The organism is Vibrio sp. 10N.261.54.A5 (assembly GCF_041471145.1).
Classification (GTDB): Bacteria; Pseudomonadota; Gammaproteobacteria; order Enterobacterales; family Vibrionaceae; genus Vibrio; species Vibrio crassostreae_C.
On record NZ_JBFRNU010000008.1, the window covers coordinates 62,331 to 78,699 of the forward strand.

Consider the following 16,369-nt stretch of genomic DNA (forward strand, 5'->3'; position numbering starts at 1 on the left):
TACTGAACACACACAAATCAGTGAAATTATTAAATATTCTCATTTTAATAATTTTTTGTTATTAACATATTGTCTAGTACCAACTAAGCGACACAAAAAAGGGAAGCCAATACTCCCCTTAGATTTAGACTCTCAATTAAAATCGCAACCGCCTATCTTTAAGCGCCTTCGACATTGAATCTGATGTATTGATGACTTGTTCTCTGAACCATTTATGAGCGGGGTCGCTGTTCTGCTTCTTCAACCAAATCAGGTAATGAGATATCGGCTGATATTCAAAGGGCGGCTTGAACAGCTGCAAACTTAACTTTTCTTGGAACTGCACGGCCATAGATAAAGGCACGACAGTGATGTAATCGGATTGGCTACACAGCAAAATATTACTGAACAGCGAGCGCCCGTGAAACACGATTTTACGCTGGGACAGATCCAAAGAAGTGTAGTGATTCAAACTGCGAACTTTACGTCGTGTTCTGTCTAATACAGCATGCTTTTCACTTAGGAACTGAGCTTCGCTGATTTCACCTTGAATCCGTGGATGATCAGCTCGACACACGATCACAAACTCGCCTTCATAAAGTGTTTCACTGACGATACTTGGGTGTTCAGGCACCACAATATCGATCATCGCATCGAACTCTTGAGTCAAAAGATCTTCATAAATGCGCTCATCACTGTCTGGTTGATCAAAGACTTCCAGCGACAAGTTTTGATTAGGAAGCGCCGCGAAACTATTGAGAAGTACCCACTGTAAGTGCTCAGGTGCAGAAATAACAAACTTACGCTCAGAGGATTGCTCATCAAAATTAGCCATCGACTGAAACACGCCATTGAGTTCATTGATCGGCGCTTTAATTTGTTCATACAAGCTTTGCGCATAAGACGTAGGCGCAACACCTCTTCCTTTGCGAACAAAAAGCTCTTGGCCAATCTCTTTCTTTAGACGAGTTAACGCGGTGCTGATGGTCGATTGATTGGTACTGAGTTGATCCGCAGCTTTACTCAAACTGCCCTGCTCCATCACCGCTGAAAACACAGCCAATAAGTTAAAATTCGGAATGTCATTACTCATGATTCAGTGCTCATTTGGCGATAGATTTAATTATCTTATCGTAAAAGCGATAGAATGAAACAACGGATGCTCATTGAGAAAACAAAACTGAGAAGGAAGCATCATATGGTAAAGAGCAAAAATGTCAGAACAACTCACTCTTTCGAATAGCTGCCACATTCGCCAGATTGGAATCTAAATCTCTTCGCTGTGCCAGTAACGCTTAATCCACCCAAACTCACCCTAGACTGGTCGGAGTATTCAATATTTCCGTCCTGCCTTATTGATACTTTTATAGCCACTTCTATGATCCAGGCTAATTAAATAGACATATTTTATAAGCCGAGTTTGAGCCTGTTCAAATAAACCCACCTCACGTTTAAGCAACCACTCAATTCATCGTAATTACGATAATTCAATATCGCAATAATGCGTAGATAGCACCAGTTACACTTCCTATTATTTCGCCAACAAATCAATTCTTAACCTAAACAGAAAACCTAAAAATGTGTAGATGATGGTGTTGCACACATCACGGAAGACGGCCTTAAAACCCAATGCAGCAAACGAACCTATCAATGGTAGACGTTACTTAAGAATGATTTCGCCAGGTGTTTTTAACACTCTATTCGCGAGAATGCGTTGTCTACGTGGTCAAAGCGATTTTTAATTGTCATCTAGTACTTTTGACTCAGTAGGTCTATACGGTTACGTGAGTTCAACACCTCTTTCAGATGTCTTCTAAAAGTCTTGTACCAAGGCTGCACTTTCTCTCTCCTTATTTAGGTTGAGATATGAACTTTATAAAAATCGTTTTCCAGAAAATCTGGGCCGTTGTGATGGTCTTGATTAAATTCTGCCTGTTTATGGCAGTGATGTTTGCGGGAGCATGGGCTCTTGCACCATTAGGCACAATCCATTCTAAAGACATCGACATGTCTCAATTCAACAATCATCCCAATGAAATGATGATGAACTTCTTCCAGATGGAGTCCTTCTCTGGTTACTTGTTCTCAGTGACCATTGCTGTGGTTTTAGCCGGTGTTTACGGCATGTGGCAGTTGCATGAACTGGGTGTGCATAAAGCAAAAGAGCACAAAAGCGCTCACGTTCAAATCGTGTTTGCACTGTCACTTTGCGGACTCTTCATCAGCAAAACATTCTGGGTTATCGCATTGGTTATCGCATTGGCGAACTGGAAACATATTGGTCAATCACTGAGTGATGTGATTCGCCGTGGTGTTCAGCCTAAACAAGACGCGACCAATACAGAGACAGCCGCAGTCCACGTATCACCTGAACAACCGGTAACAGAGCCGTCTTCAGTAGAGCAATCTTCAAAAGAACAGGCTTCAGAAGAAAAGACTCCAACAACACCATCCGCTACAGAAAAAGAGGTCGCATAATGAAAGAGATGATGATTCCATACATCCTAATTGTATGGTCACTGTTCGCGACAGGCGCACTTAAGAAGAACTTCAAGAACTACACATGGGCTGCCATTGGCGGCGTAACGATTCTTGCGGTATTAGCGGTTATCTCTCGCTTGTGGGCACCCGTTGATCTAACCAACTCAACCACAGTGAAAGCACCACACGCGGTAATGTCACCGATCTTTGGCCAGCAGATCGACCAAGTGCTTGTTGAACACAACCAAATGGTTAAAGAAGGCGACGTAATTTACACACTCGTCGACATTGACTCAGCCGCAGACAAAGCAAAGATCGAATCTTCAATTGTTCAGAAAGAAGAAGAGATCAAGCAAATGAATCGCGACTTAGAGCGTGCTGAAACGTCACCTGAAATTTTCAATATGCGTGACGTAGAAAAGTACGACTCTGATCTTCGAGTGCTGCATGCTGAACTGGTGTCGTTAAAAGCCGATTTACAAAAAGTAAATTGGGCGCAAGAGAAAAAGACCATTAGAGCTGAGTTTGATGGTCAGGTATCGATAGTGAATATTGCTGAAGGTTCTGTCATGGGTAACATGCACCTCTACAACACCAGCAAAAAGTTTCTTGAGATGCGTATTTCAGACCAAACTTATGGCTATGTTCAAGTAGGAGACTTCGCTGAGTTCTTCGTTGATGCATACCCAGGCCACGTGTTCCGAGCAAAAGTACACAGCTTTAATGCCGGTACCGGTGAGTCGAGTATTTCTCCACTTCAGGGGCCACAAAGCGTCGGTCAACACGTGGTAAGAAACGGCAATGGTTTAGGTCGTACTATCGTACTTGAGATCATTGAACCAGAAGGTTACAACATCCCTATTGGTTCAACTGGCGCGGCTTGGATCTCGGCAGAGAAACCACATCCGTTCTGGGGCTTCATTGATGTAATCGGCGCAGCAACAGTTCGCCTACAATCTTACAAGTCATACCTAGGTGCTTGGTAAACGATTAAGCTCTTGGTAAACGATTAGCTCTTGATAAGCAATTAAGTATTCAATGATTTGGCTGTTATTCACTCGTATCACAGCCACTCATGAACTAGCGACTAATTGTAAAACAAATGCCCTGAATTTCAGGGCATTTTTGTATCTGTTGCAAGCTCACTTACTAATTGATTTAGATCAAAATTAATCGCCAATACAATCGTTTATCAAACAAATCATCGAAAAAACGATAGATTGAAATATTATTAGCGCGTAGATAGCGACCTCCCCCACCTCTATCATTTGGCTCAAGAAATCCAATTCCTGTATCCAAATATAAGGTCACTACCATGACTAATACATTCAAAAAAATGGCGCTTCCTGTTGCTATTGCGAGCACTCTACTTGCTTCTGGTTTTGCATCTGCAACGCCAACTGTAGAAGCAACATCAACGGTAGGCCAAGAGCTTCAAACCGCAAATGCAGGTCAATACCAAAACATCGATCTTGATGCGCGCTACAAAAGTGAGGTTCTATTCGAACACGAATCAAACATGTTCTGGGGCAAAGGCGAACGTATCCAAGTGCTTTCAAAAACGGGCGATTCACTGGCTTTCACAGAAGAGTCTGATCACGTACACCCAATCCTAACCAAGCACGGTCGTAAAATGGACCAAGCGATCATCAAAGTTGATGACAATATTTATCTTGGTTACGGCTTCGGTCTAGACACTCCTGTCATGATCGAAGGTACGGACGGCATCATCATTGTTGATCCAGGCGAGTCGGTAGAAATGGCTCAATCGGTTAAAGAACAGTTCCGTCAAATCACAGACAAGCCGGTTAAAGCCATCATCTATTCTCACAACCACATCGACCACATCTCTGGTGTGCGTGCATGGGTGACTGATGAAGAAGTAGCATCAGGCGAAGTAAAAATCATCGCTGAAGAAGGCCTAACCGCAGCAGTGGCTAACTGGTCTTCAAACCTAGGTACACTGTTTGGTCACCGCACATCTTACACGGGTGCAAAACACGTTGAAGAAGGCGAACACGGCACAGTAAACGATGGCCTTGGCCCTCGCTTCATGCAAGGTGATATCTCGTTCATTGAGCCTAATATGCTCGTTGAAAAAAATGGCACATTAGACATCACAATCTCTGGTGTTCACATGCAGATCGTAAACGTGCCATCAGAAACTAAAGATGAAATCGTGGTTTACCTTCCAGAACAAAAAATCCTGCACGCAGCAGAGGTTCTACAAGGCGAAAACTTCCCGAACCTACACACGATTCGTGGTACGAAATTCCGTGACCCATCAATGTGGTTCAAGGGCATCGACGTTATGCGTCAATTCGATACAGAAATCATGATCAACTCGCATGGTCGTCCTGTTGAAGGCAAAGAAGCGGTAGCGGATGTACTAACGGCCTACCGTGATGCAATCCAATACACACACGACCAAACGATTCGTCACATGAACAAGGGTCTAACACCTGACGAACTTGTTGAAGTCGTTAAGCTGCCTAAACACCTTGCCGACCACCCTTGGTTAGGTGAGCACTACGGTACTGTTGCACACGCTGTTCGCCAAATTTACGTAGGCTACAACGGTTTCTTCGAAGCCGATCCGTGGCAGCTAGAGCCAATGGCTTACGAGCAACGTGCTAAAGCGTTCGTAGAAATCATGGGCGGTCGTGACAACATCATCGACACAGCGAAAGCCGCGATCAAAGCAGAAAACTACACATTCGCTGCAGAGATTCTTTCTTACCCAATCACGGTAAACAAAGACGACATGGAAGCTCGCGCACTGAAAGCACAAGCTTACAAAGCATGGTCTGCAGACCAAGTGAACATCAACTGGCGTAACTGGGCATTAAATGCCGCTGCTGAGCTAGAAGGTACTCGCGATTTCTCTAACATGATCAGCTTTGCTTCTGTAGACGTTCTAACAGCCCTACCAAGTAAGCAGATCTTCGACATGATGACGTCGACTCTCATTGCAGAAAGCACGTTAGATGTAAACATGGCGCTAACGTACAACTTCTCTGATACGAATGAGTCATTTACTATCGAAGTTCGTAACGGTATTGCACAGCTTCATGAAACAGCCGTAGAAGGCGCAGATGTTCAAATCAACACTTCTCGTCAAGTGCTGAACCAAATCCTGATGGCTGGCCCTAATGCTCAGCAAGTGATTGGTAAGAACATGCAGTCTGGTGAATTCAAGTTCTCGAATGGCGATATCAAAGGCTTCGGTCTCTTCATGAGCTACTTCGACAAGCCTCTTTCTCCTGAAGAACTGATGCTTATCGTTCGTTAATTGGATATACACCAATTAAAGGCCTGCTAAGGATGGCGAGCCGATAACTTAGGGACCCATTGTGGTCCCTTTATCGTTTATTTATTGGTACAGTTCGCAGCCCTCACTCAACGATCTAGGTCTATTGTTGAAGTAAGGAAACTGCCCTACTTCGTTTAAGGTTCACACATGCTAAAACGTTTTGTTCTATTGCTTTCACTCAGTTCTTCTCTGGTATTCGCTTGCGGCTTACACCAAGAAACCGGGTTTAGTTTGGTGACCGAACCGGGCTCACTCGAAGTATTTGGTAACATCATTCATGCTCGACAAGATGACGAGTTTGGAAACCTAGACAAACCGGATCATTTCAAACTGTTTGCGATAAAATCAGCCCTCGCAAAGGCGCATCCGAGCAAGGTTGAGTTCAACTTATTTGAAGCGATTAAAGGTCACTACAGCCAAATCAGCATTGAAAAAGGCGTGAACGTTTCAGGAAGAGACACTTTGCCGACAGAAAGCGATTTATTGCTTATTACAGAGCTCGATGTTTTCGATGCATTGGCGAACGGAACGATCTCTTGGGATCAAGCGACACTGAATGGCTTAGTGGTAATCAATGGCCCTCAAGACAAACGAGAGCAACTTGAAGATTGGTTTAGTGATATTTTCGAGGGGCTGTAGTTCTCAGCTGAACGGCAATATAGATGACAAGATAAACAGACAATCAGATAAAAGGTCGTTAAACCCTCGGATTTAAAAACATTGAGGGTTCAACGACAAAACTAAATCAAAAAAGCGTAGGCAACGGAATCAGTTCCAGTCCAAGTACGCCGCTGATGCTCATCACCACCAGCAGAGAGACCTTGAAGACTGTCTTTGACCACTGGATGTAGTTAAGACAATCAACCTTACGGAACGTCACTTTGGTCCACATAAAGCAAACGGCTGCCGACACGGCTAGGTATTCATAACCCGCCTCTCCGAGTAAAAATAACCCCAGAGCAACCGCACCAAACGCCACGACATACGCTTTCATGTGTTGATGCGCTTTATCAACGCCCTCTTTCACAGGTAAAACAGGAATGCCTGCATCGCGGTAATCTTGAATGCGGAACATCGCAATCGCATACGAGTGTGGCATTTGCCATAAGCAGAACATGATGAACAGAAGAACTGCTTCTAAGCTCAAGTAATTCGTCACACCAAGGTAACCAACTAATGGCGGAACTGCACCAGAGATACTGCCAACTAAGGTGCCGTACACCGATGTACGCTTGTACCACATGGTGTAGAAAAAGACGTAAAACACATAGCCAAGCAACACCATGACCGCAGAGATCGGATTAGCGAACTGAAACAGCAGCGCCGTGCCTGCCAACAACATAACTAACGCATAGATAAATGCGACGTCTGTGTTGATATTGCCCTGAACCAATTCACGGTTCTGGGTACGTTTCATTTTCTGGTCGATATCTCGATCAAAGATGTTGTTCACCACGCAACCTGATGCAATCACAAGCCCTACACCCGCTAAAGTCGTCAGTAACAACATCGCACTGGCTGGTTCTGTTTTTGCGGCGAGAAAGAACCCCGTCGCAACAGAAATCAGGTTGCCGAAAATGATGCCCGGTTTGGTAATAGACAAATATTTTTTCAGCATACCTTGGCCTACAACTTCATGTTGACGTTCATGTTGTAGATGATCCATACCGAGCCAGCGATAAGAATCAATACAACAATGGCAGTAAACATCAGTGACACTAAGTTCCAACGCCCATCGGAAGATTTCGCTTCCATATGCAAGAAGTACTTAAAGTGCACAAAGATTTGCACCAGCGCACAACCGAACAAGATCACGTAAGTTTCCGTGCTTGGTAGCGCATGTGACCACACAATGTAGAACGGAATAATGGTCAGAATCAGTGACGCAATAAAGCCTTTCACGTAATCCGTTGCACCGCTGTCTAGATGCTGTTCCATTACATCACCCCCATTAAGTACACGATGGTAAATACGCAAATCCAAACGATATCAAGGAAATGCCAGAACAGGCTTAAGCACTGGAAACGCATCGACATGTTGTCGTTCAAGCCTTTGGTTGAAAGCTGGTGATACGCCACCGCCATCCAAATCAGACCGAACGTTACGTGCAAACCGTGTGTGCCAACCAAGGTAAAGAACGCAGAAAGAAATGCGCTTTCTTGAGGGCCATAGCCTTCTGCAATCAAGTGATGGAACTCATACACTTCCATACAGATAAAGGCTAAACCCAATACGAAAGTGACTTTTATCCATCGCTTCAGTCCGGTAACGTCTTTGCGCTTCATCGCAATCATGCCAAAGCCAAAGGTGATACTACTGAACAACAGCATCATGGTTTCGACAAACACGAACGGCAGTTCAAAGATATCTTTGCCTGTAGGCCCTGCGATAGATCCACTCTCAAGCACGGCATAAGTCGCGAAAAGCGTGGCAAACAGGACACAGTCACTCATCAAGTAAACCCAGAAGCCAAACAACTTATTGCCCGCAGCTTCGTGGTGATGATCATGCGAGTGTGCAAGATCATAAGTGTGTGACGGAGTATTAGCTTGCATACGTCGTCTCCAAGTCATCTTTATTGTCGTTGTTATCACTATCAGCATCACTGTCAGCGCTGTTACCACGACCAGAATGATCGCCTTTCACTGACTGTTTTTTCGCTTCTGCAAGCTGCGCACGTCGAGCCGCTTCAATCGCTTTGATCTCTTCAACTTCCACGTAGTAGTCCACATCGTCGTTGTAGCTGTGTTGAATACACGTCACCACGATGCCCACTAAGCTTGCAGCCGCTAGCCACCAGATGTACCAGATCATTGCGAAGCCAAATGCCAACGCCCATGCAGACACATAAATGCCTGTCGGTGTGTTCTTCGGCATGTGAATACGTTCGTATTCTTCTTCCTGAGTTGGATCAAACTCGCCACTTTGCTTTTGATACCAGAACGAATCGATCTCATCGCCCTTAGGCAGTTTTGCAAAGTTATAGAACGGCGGTGGTGAAGACGTTGCCCATTCAAAGGTACGTCCGCCCCACGGGTCACCAGTTAGATCTCGGTTTTGGTCTCGGTCACGAACACTCACGTAAATCTGAACGAACTGACACACCACACCCATCGCAATCACGCCCGTACCTGCAGCCGCAACCGCCAGTAGTGGGAAGAACTCAGGGTTGATGTCTTGGCTCAAACGACGCGTCATGCCCATAAAGCCCAGAGCGTAAAGCGGCAAGAACGCCATCAAGAAACCGATGATCCAGCAGTAGAATGCGCGTTTGCCCCAAAGCTCGTTCAGAGTGAAACCAGTCGCTTTCGGGAACCAGTAACCAATCGCAGCAAAACAACCGAAGACAACACCACCGATGATTACGTTGTGGAAGTGAGCAATCAGGAACACTGAGTTATGCAGAATGAAATCTGCGCCCGGTACTGCCATCAATACGCCCGTCATACCACCTACAGTAAAGGTGATTAGGAAGCCCACTGTCCACATCATTGGCGTGGTGAAGCGGATACGACCTTTGTACATGGTGAATAGCCAGTTGAAGATCTTAACCCCGGTTGGGATAGAGATAATCATGGTCGCGATGCCGAAGAAGGCATTCACGTTAGCGCCAGAACCCATGGTGAAGAAGTGATGCAGCCAAACCACAAACGCTAAAATAGTGATAGCCACCGTTGCCCATACCAGTGAGGTATAACCAAACAATTTTTTGCGAGAGAAGGTTGCAGTCACTTCAGAGAACACACCAAAGATCGGCAAGATTAGGATGTACACCTCAGGGTGTCCCCATGCCCAAATCAGGTTCACATACATCATCACGTTGCCACCAAGGTCATTGGTGAAAAAGTGCGTGCCGATGTATCTATCCAAAGTCAGTAACGCGATGGTGACCGTTAGGATTGGGAAAGAGATGATGATCAGGATGTTGGCACACAGAGACGCCCACGTGAATACTGGCATCTTCATCATTGGCATAGACGGAGTACGCATGCGCAAAATAGTCGCGAAGAAGTTCACACCCGTTAACGTGGTACCCACACCGGATATTTGCAGCGCCCATATCCAATAATCGACCCCGACTCCCGGACTTGCCTCAATGCCAGAAAGCGGCGGATACGCCAACCAACCCGTACGACCAAATTCACCTAAGCCCAGTGACATGTTGGTTAGGATAATACCCACTACAAACAGCCAGAAGCTCAGGTTATTGAGGTAAGGAAACGCAACATCACGAGCACCAATTTGCAGCGGCACAATGATGTTCATCAGGCCGATAACCAAAGGCATCGCGACGAAGAAAATCATGATCACGCCGTGAGCCGTGAAGATCTGGTCATAGTGATGTGGCGGTAAATAGCCGGTCTCACCCGCTGCAGAAAGCAATTGCTGACTACGCATCATGACGGCATCGGCAAAGCCACGAACTAACATCACCATCGCGACTGCAATGTACATGAAGCCTAGTTTTTTGTGGTCTACAGAAGTAAACCATTCATTCCAAAGGTATTGCCACTTACCGGCTTTGGTTACCGCATACACCACTAACCCCCCCACTAAAGCGATCATGGTTAACGTGAACAAAATAATGGGTTCGTGGTAGGGAATTGAGTCTAGAGTTAATCTTCCAAACATGACGATTATCCTTGGGTTTCCGGCAAACAGTTCATTGAGCCAGGGTGCTGGGTCACAACATCAGTGAATAAAAATGGTGGGATACTGGAGAACAGAGTCACAGGTTCAGCCACACTCGGCGCAGCCAAAGAACGGAATTGCTCCCAGTCTTCAATACGGTCCGGGCTTGCTTTCACTTTTTCCACCCAGTTTAGAAACGCCACTTGATCAGGCATGGCTGATGCGGTGAATTTCATTTGAGAGAACCCTTTACCACTGTAGTTCGATGCAAAACCTTTGAAGTCACCTTCATGATTAGCAATCAAGTTCAGCTTGGTCACCATTCCCGGCATCGCATAAATCTGCGAACCAAGACGCGGGATAAAGAACGCGTTCATGATGTTGTCTGAAGTCAGCTTAAACGTCACCGGAACATCTTTCGGGAACGCAACATAGTTAACCGTCGCAATGTTTTGCTCCGGATAGATGAACAGCCATTTCCAGTCCAGAGAGACCACTTCGATCACCATAGGCTTAACGTCACTCACCAGAGGCTTGGAAGGCTCTAATTCGTGTGTTGTTCGCCAAGTGATGGTGGCTAGAATCGCGATGATGATGATTGGAATCGTCCATACCACCACTTCAATCTTGGTTGAGTGTGCCCAGTCAGGTGCATACTCTTCCGTGGTATTGCTCTCGCGGTATCGGTAAGCAAAGTAGATGGTCATCAGAATCACTGGGATGACGACAATCAACATCAGCAACAGAGCCGTGATAATCAGCTCTTTTTCCTGAACGCCAACGCTACCTTTTGGGTCGAGCAATGCGGAGTTACATCCTTCGAGCATCAGAACGGTTCCCAGCAAACCAATCTTCGACAAATTTGTCCTCGATAAAATGCGTTTATATCTTGAAGCTTCCATTAACTTTCTCGATGGTTATCCAGCCTCAGAACGAACGTCTGAGTACTGGTTGTCATGATCATTAGAATATTTATGTGTTGAGCATGTGAAACGCCGCATCTCAAAAAGCAATGCAATAAGGTTCGTTACTGCTGGGTTAAAACCACGCAGAAAACATGACTTAATTATTACACTTTGAAATACATTGTTACATTCGGCGCATTATGAAGAGTTGAAATTGAAAGCTCACCAAACAAACTTGGAAACTAACCTTCCATTTATGAAGACGAAAACTAAGAAGCAGTAAGCGATTAAGACACACATCAATAGCGTGCTACACAGATGGAGCCAGTACTGACAAGGGATTTAGAAAAAGTAGATAAACACTCGCTCACCACCAAAGCTCGGGGCAAGTTCAAGGTACATTAGAAAGAGCGAATAAATAGAAGTGTGACGCCCGTCAAAATTGTGAATTCACATACCATTTACAAGGTATTCACTGGTTAGATTATTCAAAACACCCACTCATTCACCAACAAGATAATCAAGCATTCATCTATGCACTAATGTAACGAATTGAAAGAATATAATGACTAACAGAAAGGATAATTTGACTAATTGAGGGCGTAATAGCGGTGAAAAGCACAACAAAAAGGTAGGAATTGGGATGAATTTATCGAGAATAACCACACCATAATCGAGCCAGATACGGCTCGATTATGGGCAATTAAAGAGTAGCCAAATTGAAGAGACGTTAAATTGAAAAACAGTTATGCCGCTTGAGTAGTCATGGATTTTCGCTGATTTCGAGTCATCAAATGATAAACCACAGGTACAAAGTAGAACGAGATAAGGGTGGTTAATACGGTACCGCCCACAATCGCGACCGCAAATGGAGGCCAGAAGCCACCACCAGCAATGATCAGTGGCATAAAGCCGCCCACGGTTGTAATCGTGGTTGAGCTGATATGACGAGTACACGACATAACAGCATCAACGACTGCATCAACATTCCCAGAGGAAGCCTCCTTGTCTAACTTCAATTCGGTCAGAATGACAATGGCAGCGTTAATCGCTAAGCCCGCAATCCCGAGCATCGCGATGATCACCGTAAAACCAAATGGGTAACCGAAAATCCACACCGACAACAACCCTAGCCCACCCGCCAATCCTGCTACCATGAAGATGATGCTGCTCATTCGGAACGAGTTGAATGACATCACCACCACCAGCACCATCAATACCACCACGACTGCGACATTCGAGATCAGGCTGTTGACTGAATTATCTCGTTCAGCAGATTCACCACCAAAACCAATCGTATAGCCTGATGGCATCTGATAGTTTTCTAGGCGTTTTTGGAATTCATTGAGCACGGTTTGAGGCAAGACACCCGCTTCAATGTAGCCCTCAATGGTATTCACACGCTGCCCGTTACGACGAGTAATCGCACCGCGACTGGTCGTCAATTCCAGTTCGGCCAGTGTCGATACGTTAATACCTGTCGAGTAGACATCTGAACTGATTGGCAAACGAATATTGCTTAAGTGAGCCAAGTTTTCACGCGCCTCATCTGCCACACGAACACGGATTGGTACCGACTCACTGCCTTCAATCACAGAGCCACTTTCACGACCTGTCAGCGTAGTTTGCAGCATACCTGCGAACTGGTTCAATGAAATACCATTCAGCTTTGCGGTGTCTTCATCAACCTTCAACCACACCTTCGGCGTACCTGGTTGCAGCGTTTCCCTTGTGTGCGTCACATGAGGAACACCCGCCAAAATCAATCGCACATCCTCACCAATCGCTTTCAACGTATCGAGGTTTTCACCATACACTCGCAGTTCAACGGGCGCGGTAAATGGAGGCCCTTGATTAAGCTTTCGTACCAAGATTTGTGCTTCCGGCACCTCGTTATCCAACATCTTTTGCAACTCAGGAATCAGCGCATTGGCTTGATCAAAGTTCTCTGTTTTCACCATGGCTTGCGAGAAGTACGGCGCGTTATTTTGCCTTGCTTGCAGGTTGTAATAGAAGGATGGGAAGTTTGCGCCCACGAGCCAATCGATACGCTCCACTTCAGGGTAACGATGAATGATATCGTCGATTTTTTCAGAGGTGTTTTTGGTGGCGTAAATGCTCGCTTGCGGCGGCATGTAAACCTGAATCTCAAACATGTCTCGGTCTGATGGCGGGAAGAATTGCTCAGTCAGCTGAGACATACTCCAGTAACCGGTAAACGGTACCAATAACACCAAAGCAATCGTGATGGTTGGATGCGTGACGCCAAAGCGAACAGAAGACGAAAACCAACGCGTCAAAGCCGGGATTCTCAAACCCGTCATGTACCAATGGTGCCGCCCTTTCTTATCAACGTCGCTGAGTTGTTTCGGTAATAACTTGGTCGCTAAGCCTGCGATTAAGGTGTGCGAGATGATGTAAGAGCCGATCAATGAGAAAGAAACGGTAATCGCAATACCACCGACAAATTCACCCGATGCACCCGGCATCAAGATAATCGGAGCAAACGCCAACACGGTAGTTAAGGTTGAGCCTAATAACGGCACCCATAAATGCTTCAATGCATTCATGGTCGCTTCAGCGCGCTGTTGCCCTTTCAAGCGATAAGCTTGAATGGTATCGACCATCACCACCGCGTTATCAACCATGATCCCGAGCGCCACAATTAGGCCTGTCACCGACATTTGGTTAATCGGTACACCGGTCATTTTCATGATCGACAAGGTCAATAATGAGGTTAACGGCAGAGAAATGGCGACTAAGATCGCGGCACGCACGCCTAAAGTGACAAACAGCACAATCAAAATCAGACCGAAACCGATCATCAAACTTTTGCCTAAATCGTCTAAGCGAGTCTCGGTATAACCTTGCTGATTAAACAGCACTGTCACCTTAACGTTACTTGGTAACTCTTGCTCAAATTTACCAATCAGAGCATTAGCTCGCGACGTCCAGTTATCAACTCGCAGATCAGGGTGCATTCTTGCCGCGACAATCACACCCGGCTCACCATCAACAATAGCAATCTGGTCTTGTGGGGTTTTCTCACCACGTTTCACCGAAGCAATGTCTTCCATACGGATGATGTGACCTTTGCTATCAGTGGCTATTGGCACTTGCTTAATGCGTTCAATGGAATCCAGTTCAGATTTAATTTCTAAGCCAAAGCGAGAATAAGCACTGACCAGTTCACCCGCCGAGTTCTTGGCGTCTGCCCCTTCGAGCGATTCAGCGATATTGGCGCTTGAACGCCCTAGAGCAGCGGCATCGGCCGTACGTAAACTGATTTGAATCTCTTCTTGCGGCATCCCGTATTCATCAACGAATTCAGTACCCGACAAAGTTCTTAGTCGCTTGGCGAGCTCTTTGGCATAACGGCCCAGCGTTAACCTATCAGGCTCGCCTGCACCAGACCAAGTTAGAGATGCGATGGTCGTGAAAGCATAGGTATGGTCGCTATCGAGATCAGGCGATTGAGCACCCGCAGGCAAAATGGATTCGATATCAGATAACTTGTCGCGAGCTTGGGACCAGACCGGTTCTGGCTCGGTAATGGTGTCATTAAGCTCTAGCGTAACAATTGATACGCTCGGCCTAGAGGTTGAGCTCACGAGTTTAACTTCACTCAGTTCACGCAGCTTATTCTCGATAACCTCAGTCACCAAGGTTTCTACGCGTTCGGCACTGGCGCCGGGGAAACTGGTTGTGATGTTCGCATAACGGTTGATGATTACTGGGTCTTCTGCACGTGGCAACGTCATGAACGCCGAAATACCACTCACCATCAGCAGCGCGGTCATCAAGATAAGCAGTCGAGTGTTGGAAATAGTCTCTATTATTTTCATACTATTACCTACTCAGCCGCGCTGACTGGTTTCACGATTTGGCCGGGAACTAAGCGATGTAAGCCACTGGCAATGACTTGTTCACCGTCTTCAATCGCCCCACTCACGTACGCTTGTTGATTGTTGGCAAACAACACTTGAACACTTCGGCGCTCAACTTTGTTGTCTTCACCAATCACAAAGATGTTCCACACACCGCGTAGGCCGTCAATCAAACCCGTTAATGGCACCCAGTAACCTTGCTCTTCAATCTGTTCATCAAACTTAAGATAGGCAAGTTGCCCTTCTAATACCGACGATTTTTCAGGAAACAGGTAACGCAAACCGACACTACGAGATTGAGTGTCGACCATTGCGCCGGGATTCAGTAGCTCCACGGCATAATCTGTGCGCCCAACTCGGATGCTAGGCGAAGAAAGTGAGGTGACTTTTTGCATTTGGTGAGCAGGAATACCGATGAAGGCCTCTTTGCCCTCAGAAGCGAGCAGTGTCAGAGTGGGATTACCGACATTCACCACATCTCCGAGCGAGACATAGCGGGTTGCGATGGTGCCAGAATAAGGCGCAAGCACTGTCGATTTCACTAATTTCAATTCGTTGCCTTTTACCGATGCATCGATGCGTAGCAAGTTAGCCTGCAATACGCGTTGCTCACTGGTGAGAGAATCAATCTCCGCTTCGGCACTGAAGCCTTTCGCTTTCAATGAACGTTGACGTTTAAGGTTCGCTGCCACCAAACTCAATTGAGCTTTGACTTCTTCAGCCTGCGCTTTCAGTTGGCTAGACTCGGTTTCCAAAAGTTGGGTATCCAGTCTGATCAACGGCTGACCCGTTGTGACTGTGTCACCGACATCCACCAGAATCTCGTTTACTTTTCCGGCCAACTCGAAACCTAAATTGGCCTGTTGACCCGCCTTAACCACACCGACATATTCGCGTTGTACTGCATAAGAGGAAGACAGCGCCAAGGCCATCGTTTCCACGGTTAAAATAGTTTGGACGCTCGATGCCGTTTCAGAGGTTGAATCAACCGACTCTTGGGCTTGTTCCTTTTCGCCACATCCAACAAGAAAAGCCGACAACGCCACTGCCACTGCGCTTCCCTTCATCAATTTATACATACGTACTGTTCCTATGCGGTACTCAATTATGTTCTTTTTTTAGACTAACCAAATCAAACTAGACTGTCTAGTTTGATTGTGTTAAAAATAAGT

General features: G+C 45.9%; 12 protein-coding genes. 4 read left to right on the plus strand and 8 right to left on the minus strand.

Annotated elements, in window-relative coordinates; translation table 11 throughout:
• Positions 1 to 136: 136 nt before the first annotated feature.
• Positions 137 to 1,072 (minus strand): LysR family transcriptional regulator, encoded by a 936-nt coding sequence (locus AB4329_RS02295; RefSeq protein ID WP_017070445.1) that lies wholly within the window; start codon positions 1,070 to 1,072, stop codon positions 137 to 139.
• 773 nt (positions 1,073 to 1,845) lie between these two features.
• Between AB4329_RS02295 and AB4329_RS02300 the strand changes: the two genes are divergently transcribed.
• From AB4329_RS02300 to AB4329_RS02315, 4 genes are all read left to right on the plus strand, one after another.
• The gene (locus AB4329_RS02300; RefSeq protein WP_017065282.1) at positions 1,846 to 2,457 is read left to right on the plus strand and encodes a hypothetical protein; all 612 of its coding nucleotides are present in this window, start codon (positions 1,846 to 1,848) and stop codon (positions 2,455 to 2,457) included.
• Positions 2,457 to 3,446, plus strand: a complete 990-nt coding sequence (locus AB4329_RS02305) for an efflux RND transporter periplasmic adaptor subunit (protein WP_012604427.1) — start codon at positions 2,457 to 2,459, stop codon at positions 3,444 to 3,446. Before AB4329_RS02300 ends, AB4329_RS02305 begins: the two co-directional genes overlap by 1 nt.
• 329 nt (positions 3,447 to 3,775) lie before the next feature.
• Positions 3,776 to 5,752, plus strand: coding sequence for an alkyl sulfatase dimerization domain-containing protein (locus AB4329_RS02310; RefSeq protein ID WP_372137619.1), 1,977 nt, complete (start codon positions 3,776 to 3,778; stop codon positions 5,750 to 5,752).
• Positions 5,753 to 5,920: 168 nt separating this feature from the next.
• Positions 5,921 to 6,412, plus strand: coding sequence for a hypothetical protein (locus AB4329_RS02315; RefSeq protein ID WP_102384195.1), 492 nt, complete (start codon positions 5,921 to 5,923; stop codon positions 6,410 to 6,412).
• Positions 6,413 to 6,518: 106 nt separating this feature from the next.
• On the opposite strand, the gene cyoE is transcribed toward AB4329_RS02315, so the two are convergent.
• The 7 genes from cyoE to AB4329_RS02350 form a co-directional block, all read right to left on the minus strand.
• Positions 6,519 to 7,439: a heme o synthase gene (cyoE, locus tag AB4329_RS02320; protein WP_372133341.1), complete on the minus strand. Its 921-nt coding sequence runs from the start codon at positions 7,437 to 7,439 to the stop codon at positions 6,519 to 6,521.
• The gene (gene cyoD / locus AB4329_RS02325) at positions 7,400 to 7,711 is read right to left on the minus strand and encodes a cytochrome o ubiquinol oxidase subunit IV (RefSeq protein WP_010439794.1); all 312 of its coding nucleotides are present in this window, start codon (positions 7,709 to 7,711) and stop codon (positions 7,400 to 7,402) included. Before cyoD ends, cyoE begins: the two co-directional genes overlap by 40 nt.
• Entirely contained in the window at positions 7,711 to 8,328 is a 618-nt protein-coding gene (gene cyoC, locus AB4329_RS02330) for a cytochrome o ubiquinol oxidase subunit III (RefSeq protein ID WP_010439790.1), read from the minus strand. The genes cyoD and cyoC overlap by 1 nt, the downstream gene beginning before the upstream one ends.
• On the minus strand, positions 8,318 to 10,405 hold the full coding sequence (gene cyoB, locus AB4329_RS02335; RefSeq protein ID WP_372133339.1) for a cytochrome o ubiquinol oxidase subunit I: 2,088 nt from the start codon (positions 10,403 to 10,405) through the stop codon (positions 8,318 to 8,320). Before cyoB ends, cyoC begins: the two co-directional genes overlap by 11 nt.
• Positions 10,406 to 10,410: 5 nt before the next feature.
• Positions 10,411 to 11,307 (minus strand): ubiquinol oxidase subunit II, encoded by an 897-nt coding sequence (cyoA, locus tag AB4329_RS02340; RefSeq protein ID WP_081325387.1) that lies wholly within the window; start codon positions 11,305 to 11,307, stop codon positions 10,411 to 10,413.
• A 749-nt stretch (positions 11,308 to 12,056) separates the two neighbouring features.
• A complete protein-coding gene (locus AB4329_RS02345) occupies positions 12,057 to 15,155 on the minus strand; it encodes an efflux RND transporter permease subunit (RefSeq protein WP_372133336.1) in 3,099 nt (1,032 codons plus the stop codon).
• A gap of 8 nt (positions 15,156 to 15,163) precedes the next feature.
• Positions 15,164 to 16,276 (minus strand): efflux RND transporter periplasmic adaptor subunit, encoded by a 1,113-nt coding sequence (locus AB4329_RS02350; RefSeq protein WP_372133333.1) that lies wholly within the window; start codon positions 16,274 to 16,276, stop codon positions 15,164 to 15,166.
• Between the last annotated feature and the right edge of the window lie 93 nt (positions 16,277 to 16,369).

Excerpts from the sequence above, each read along its gene's own strand:
- AB4329_RS02295 (WP_017070445.1), bottom strand. The coding sequence starts at position 1,072 with ATGAGTAATGACATTCCGAATTTTAACTTATTGGCTGTGTTTTCAGCG.
- AB4329_RS02300 (WP_017065282.1), top strand. The coding sequence starts at position 1,846 with ATGAACTTTATAAAAATCGTTTTCCAGAAAATCTGGGCCGTTGTGATG.
- AB4329_RS02305 (WP_012604427.1), top strand. The coding sequence starts at position 2,457 with ATGAAAGAGATGATGATTCCATACATCCTAATTGTATGGTCACTGTTC.
- AB4329_RS02310 (WP_372137619.1), top strand. The coding sequence starts at position 3,776 with ATGACTAATACATTCAAAAAAATGGCGCTTCCTGTTGCTATTGCGAGC.
- AB4329_RS02315 (WP_102384195.1), top strand. The coding sequence starts at position 5,921 with ATGCTAAAACGTTTTGTTCTATTGCTTTCACTCAGTTCTTCTCTGGTA.
- cyoE (WP_372133341.1), bottom strand. The coding sequence starts at position 7,439 with ATGGATCATCTACAACATGAACGTCAACATGAAGTTGTAGGCCAAGGT.
- cyoD (WP_010439794.1), bottom strand. The coding sequence starts at position 7,711 with ATGGAACAGCATCTAGACAGCGGTGCAACGGATTACGTGAAAGGCTTT.
- cyoC (WP_010439790.1), bottom strand. The coding sequence starts at position 8,328 with ATGCAAGCTAATACTCCGTCACACACTTATGATCTTGCACACTCGCAT.
- cyoB (WP_372133339.1), bottom strand. The coding sequence starts at position 10,405 with ATGTTTGGAAGATTAACTCTAGACTCAATTCCCTACCACGAACCCATT.
- cyoA (WP_081325387.1), bottom strand. The coding sequence starts at position 11,307 with ATGGAAGCTTCAAGATATAAACGCATTTTATCGAGGACAAATTTGTCG.
- AB4329_RS02345 (WP_372133336.1), bottom strand. The coding sequence starts at position 15,155 with ATGAAAATAATAGAGACTATTTCCAACACTCGACTGCTTATCTTGATG.
- AB4329_RS02350 (WP_372133333.1), bottom strand. The coding sequence starts at position 16,276 with ATGTATAAATTGATGAAGGGAAGCGCAGTGGCAGTGGCGTTGTCGGCT.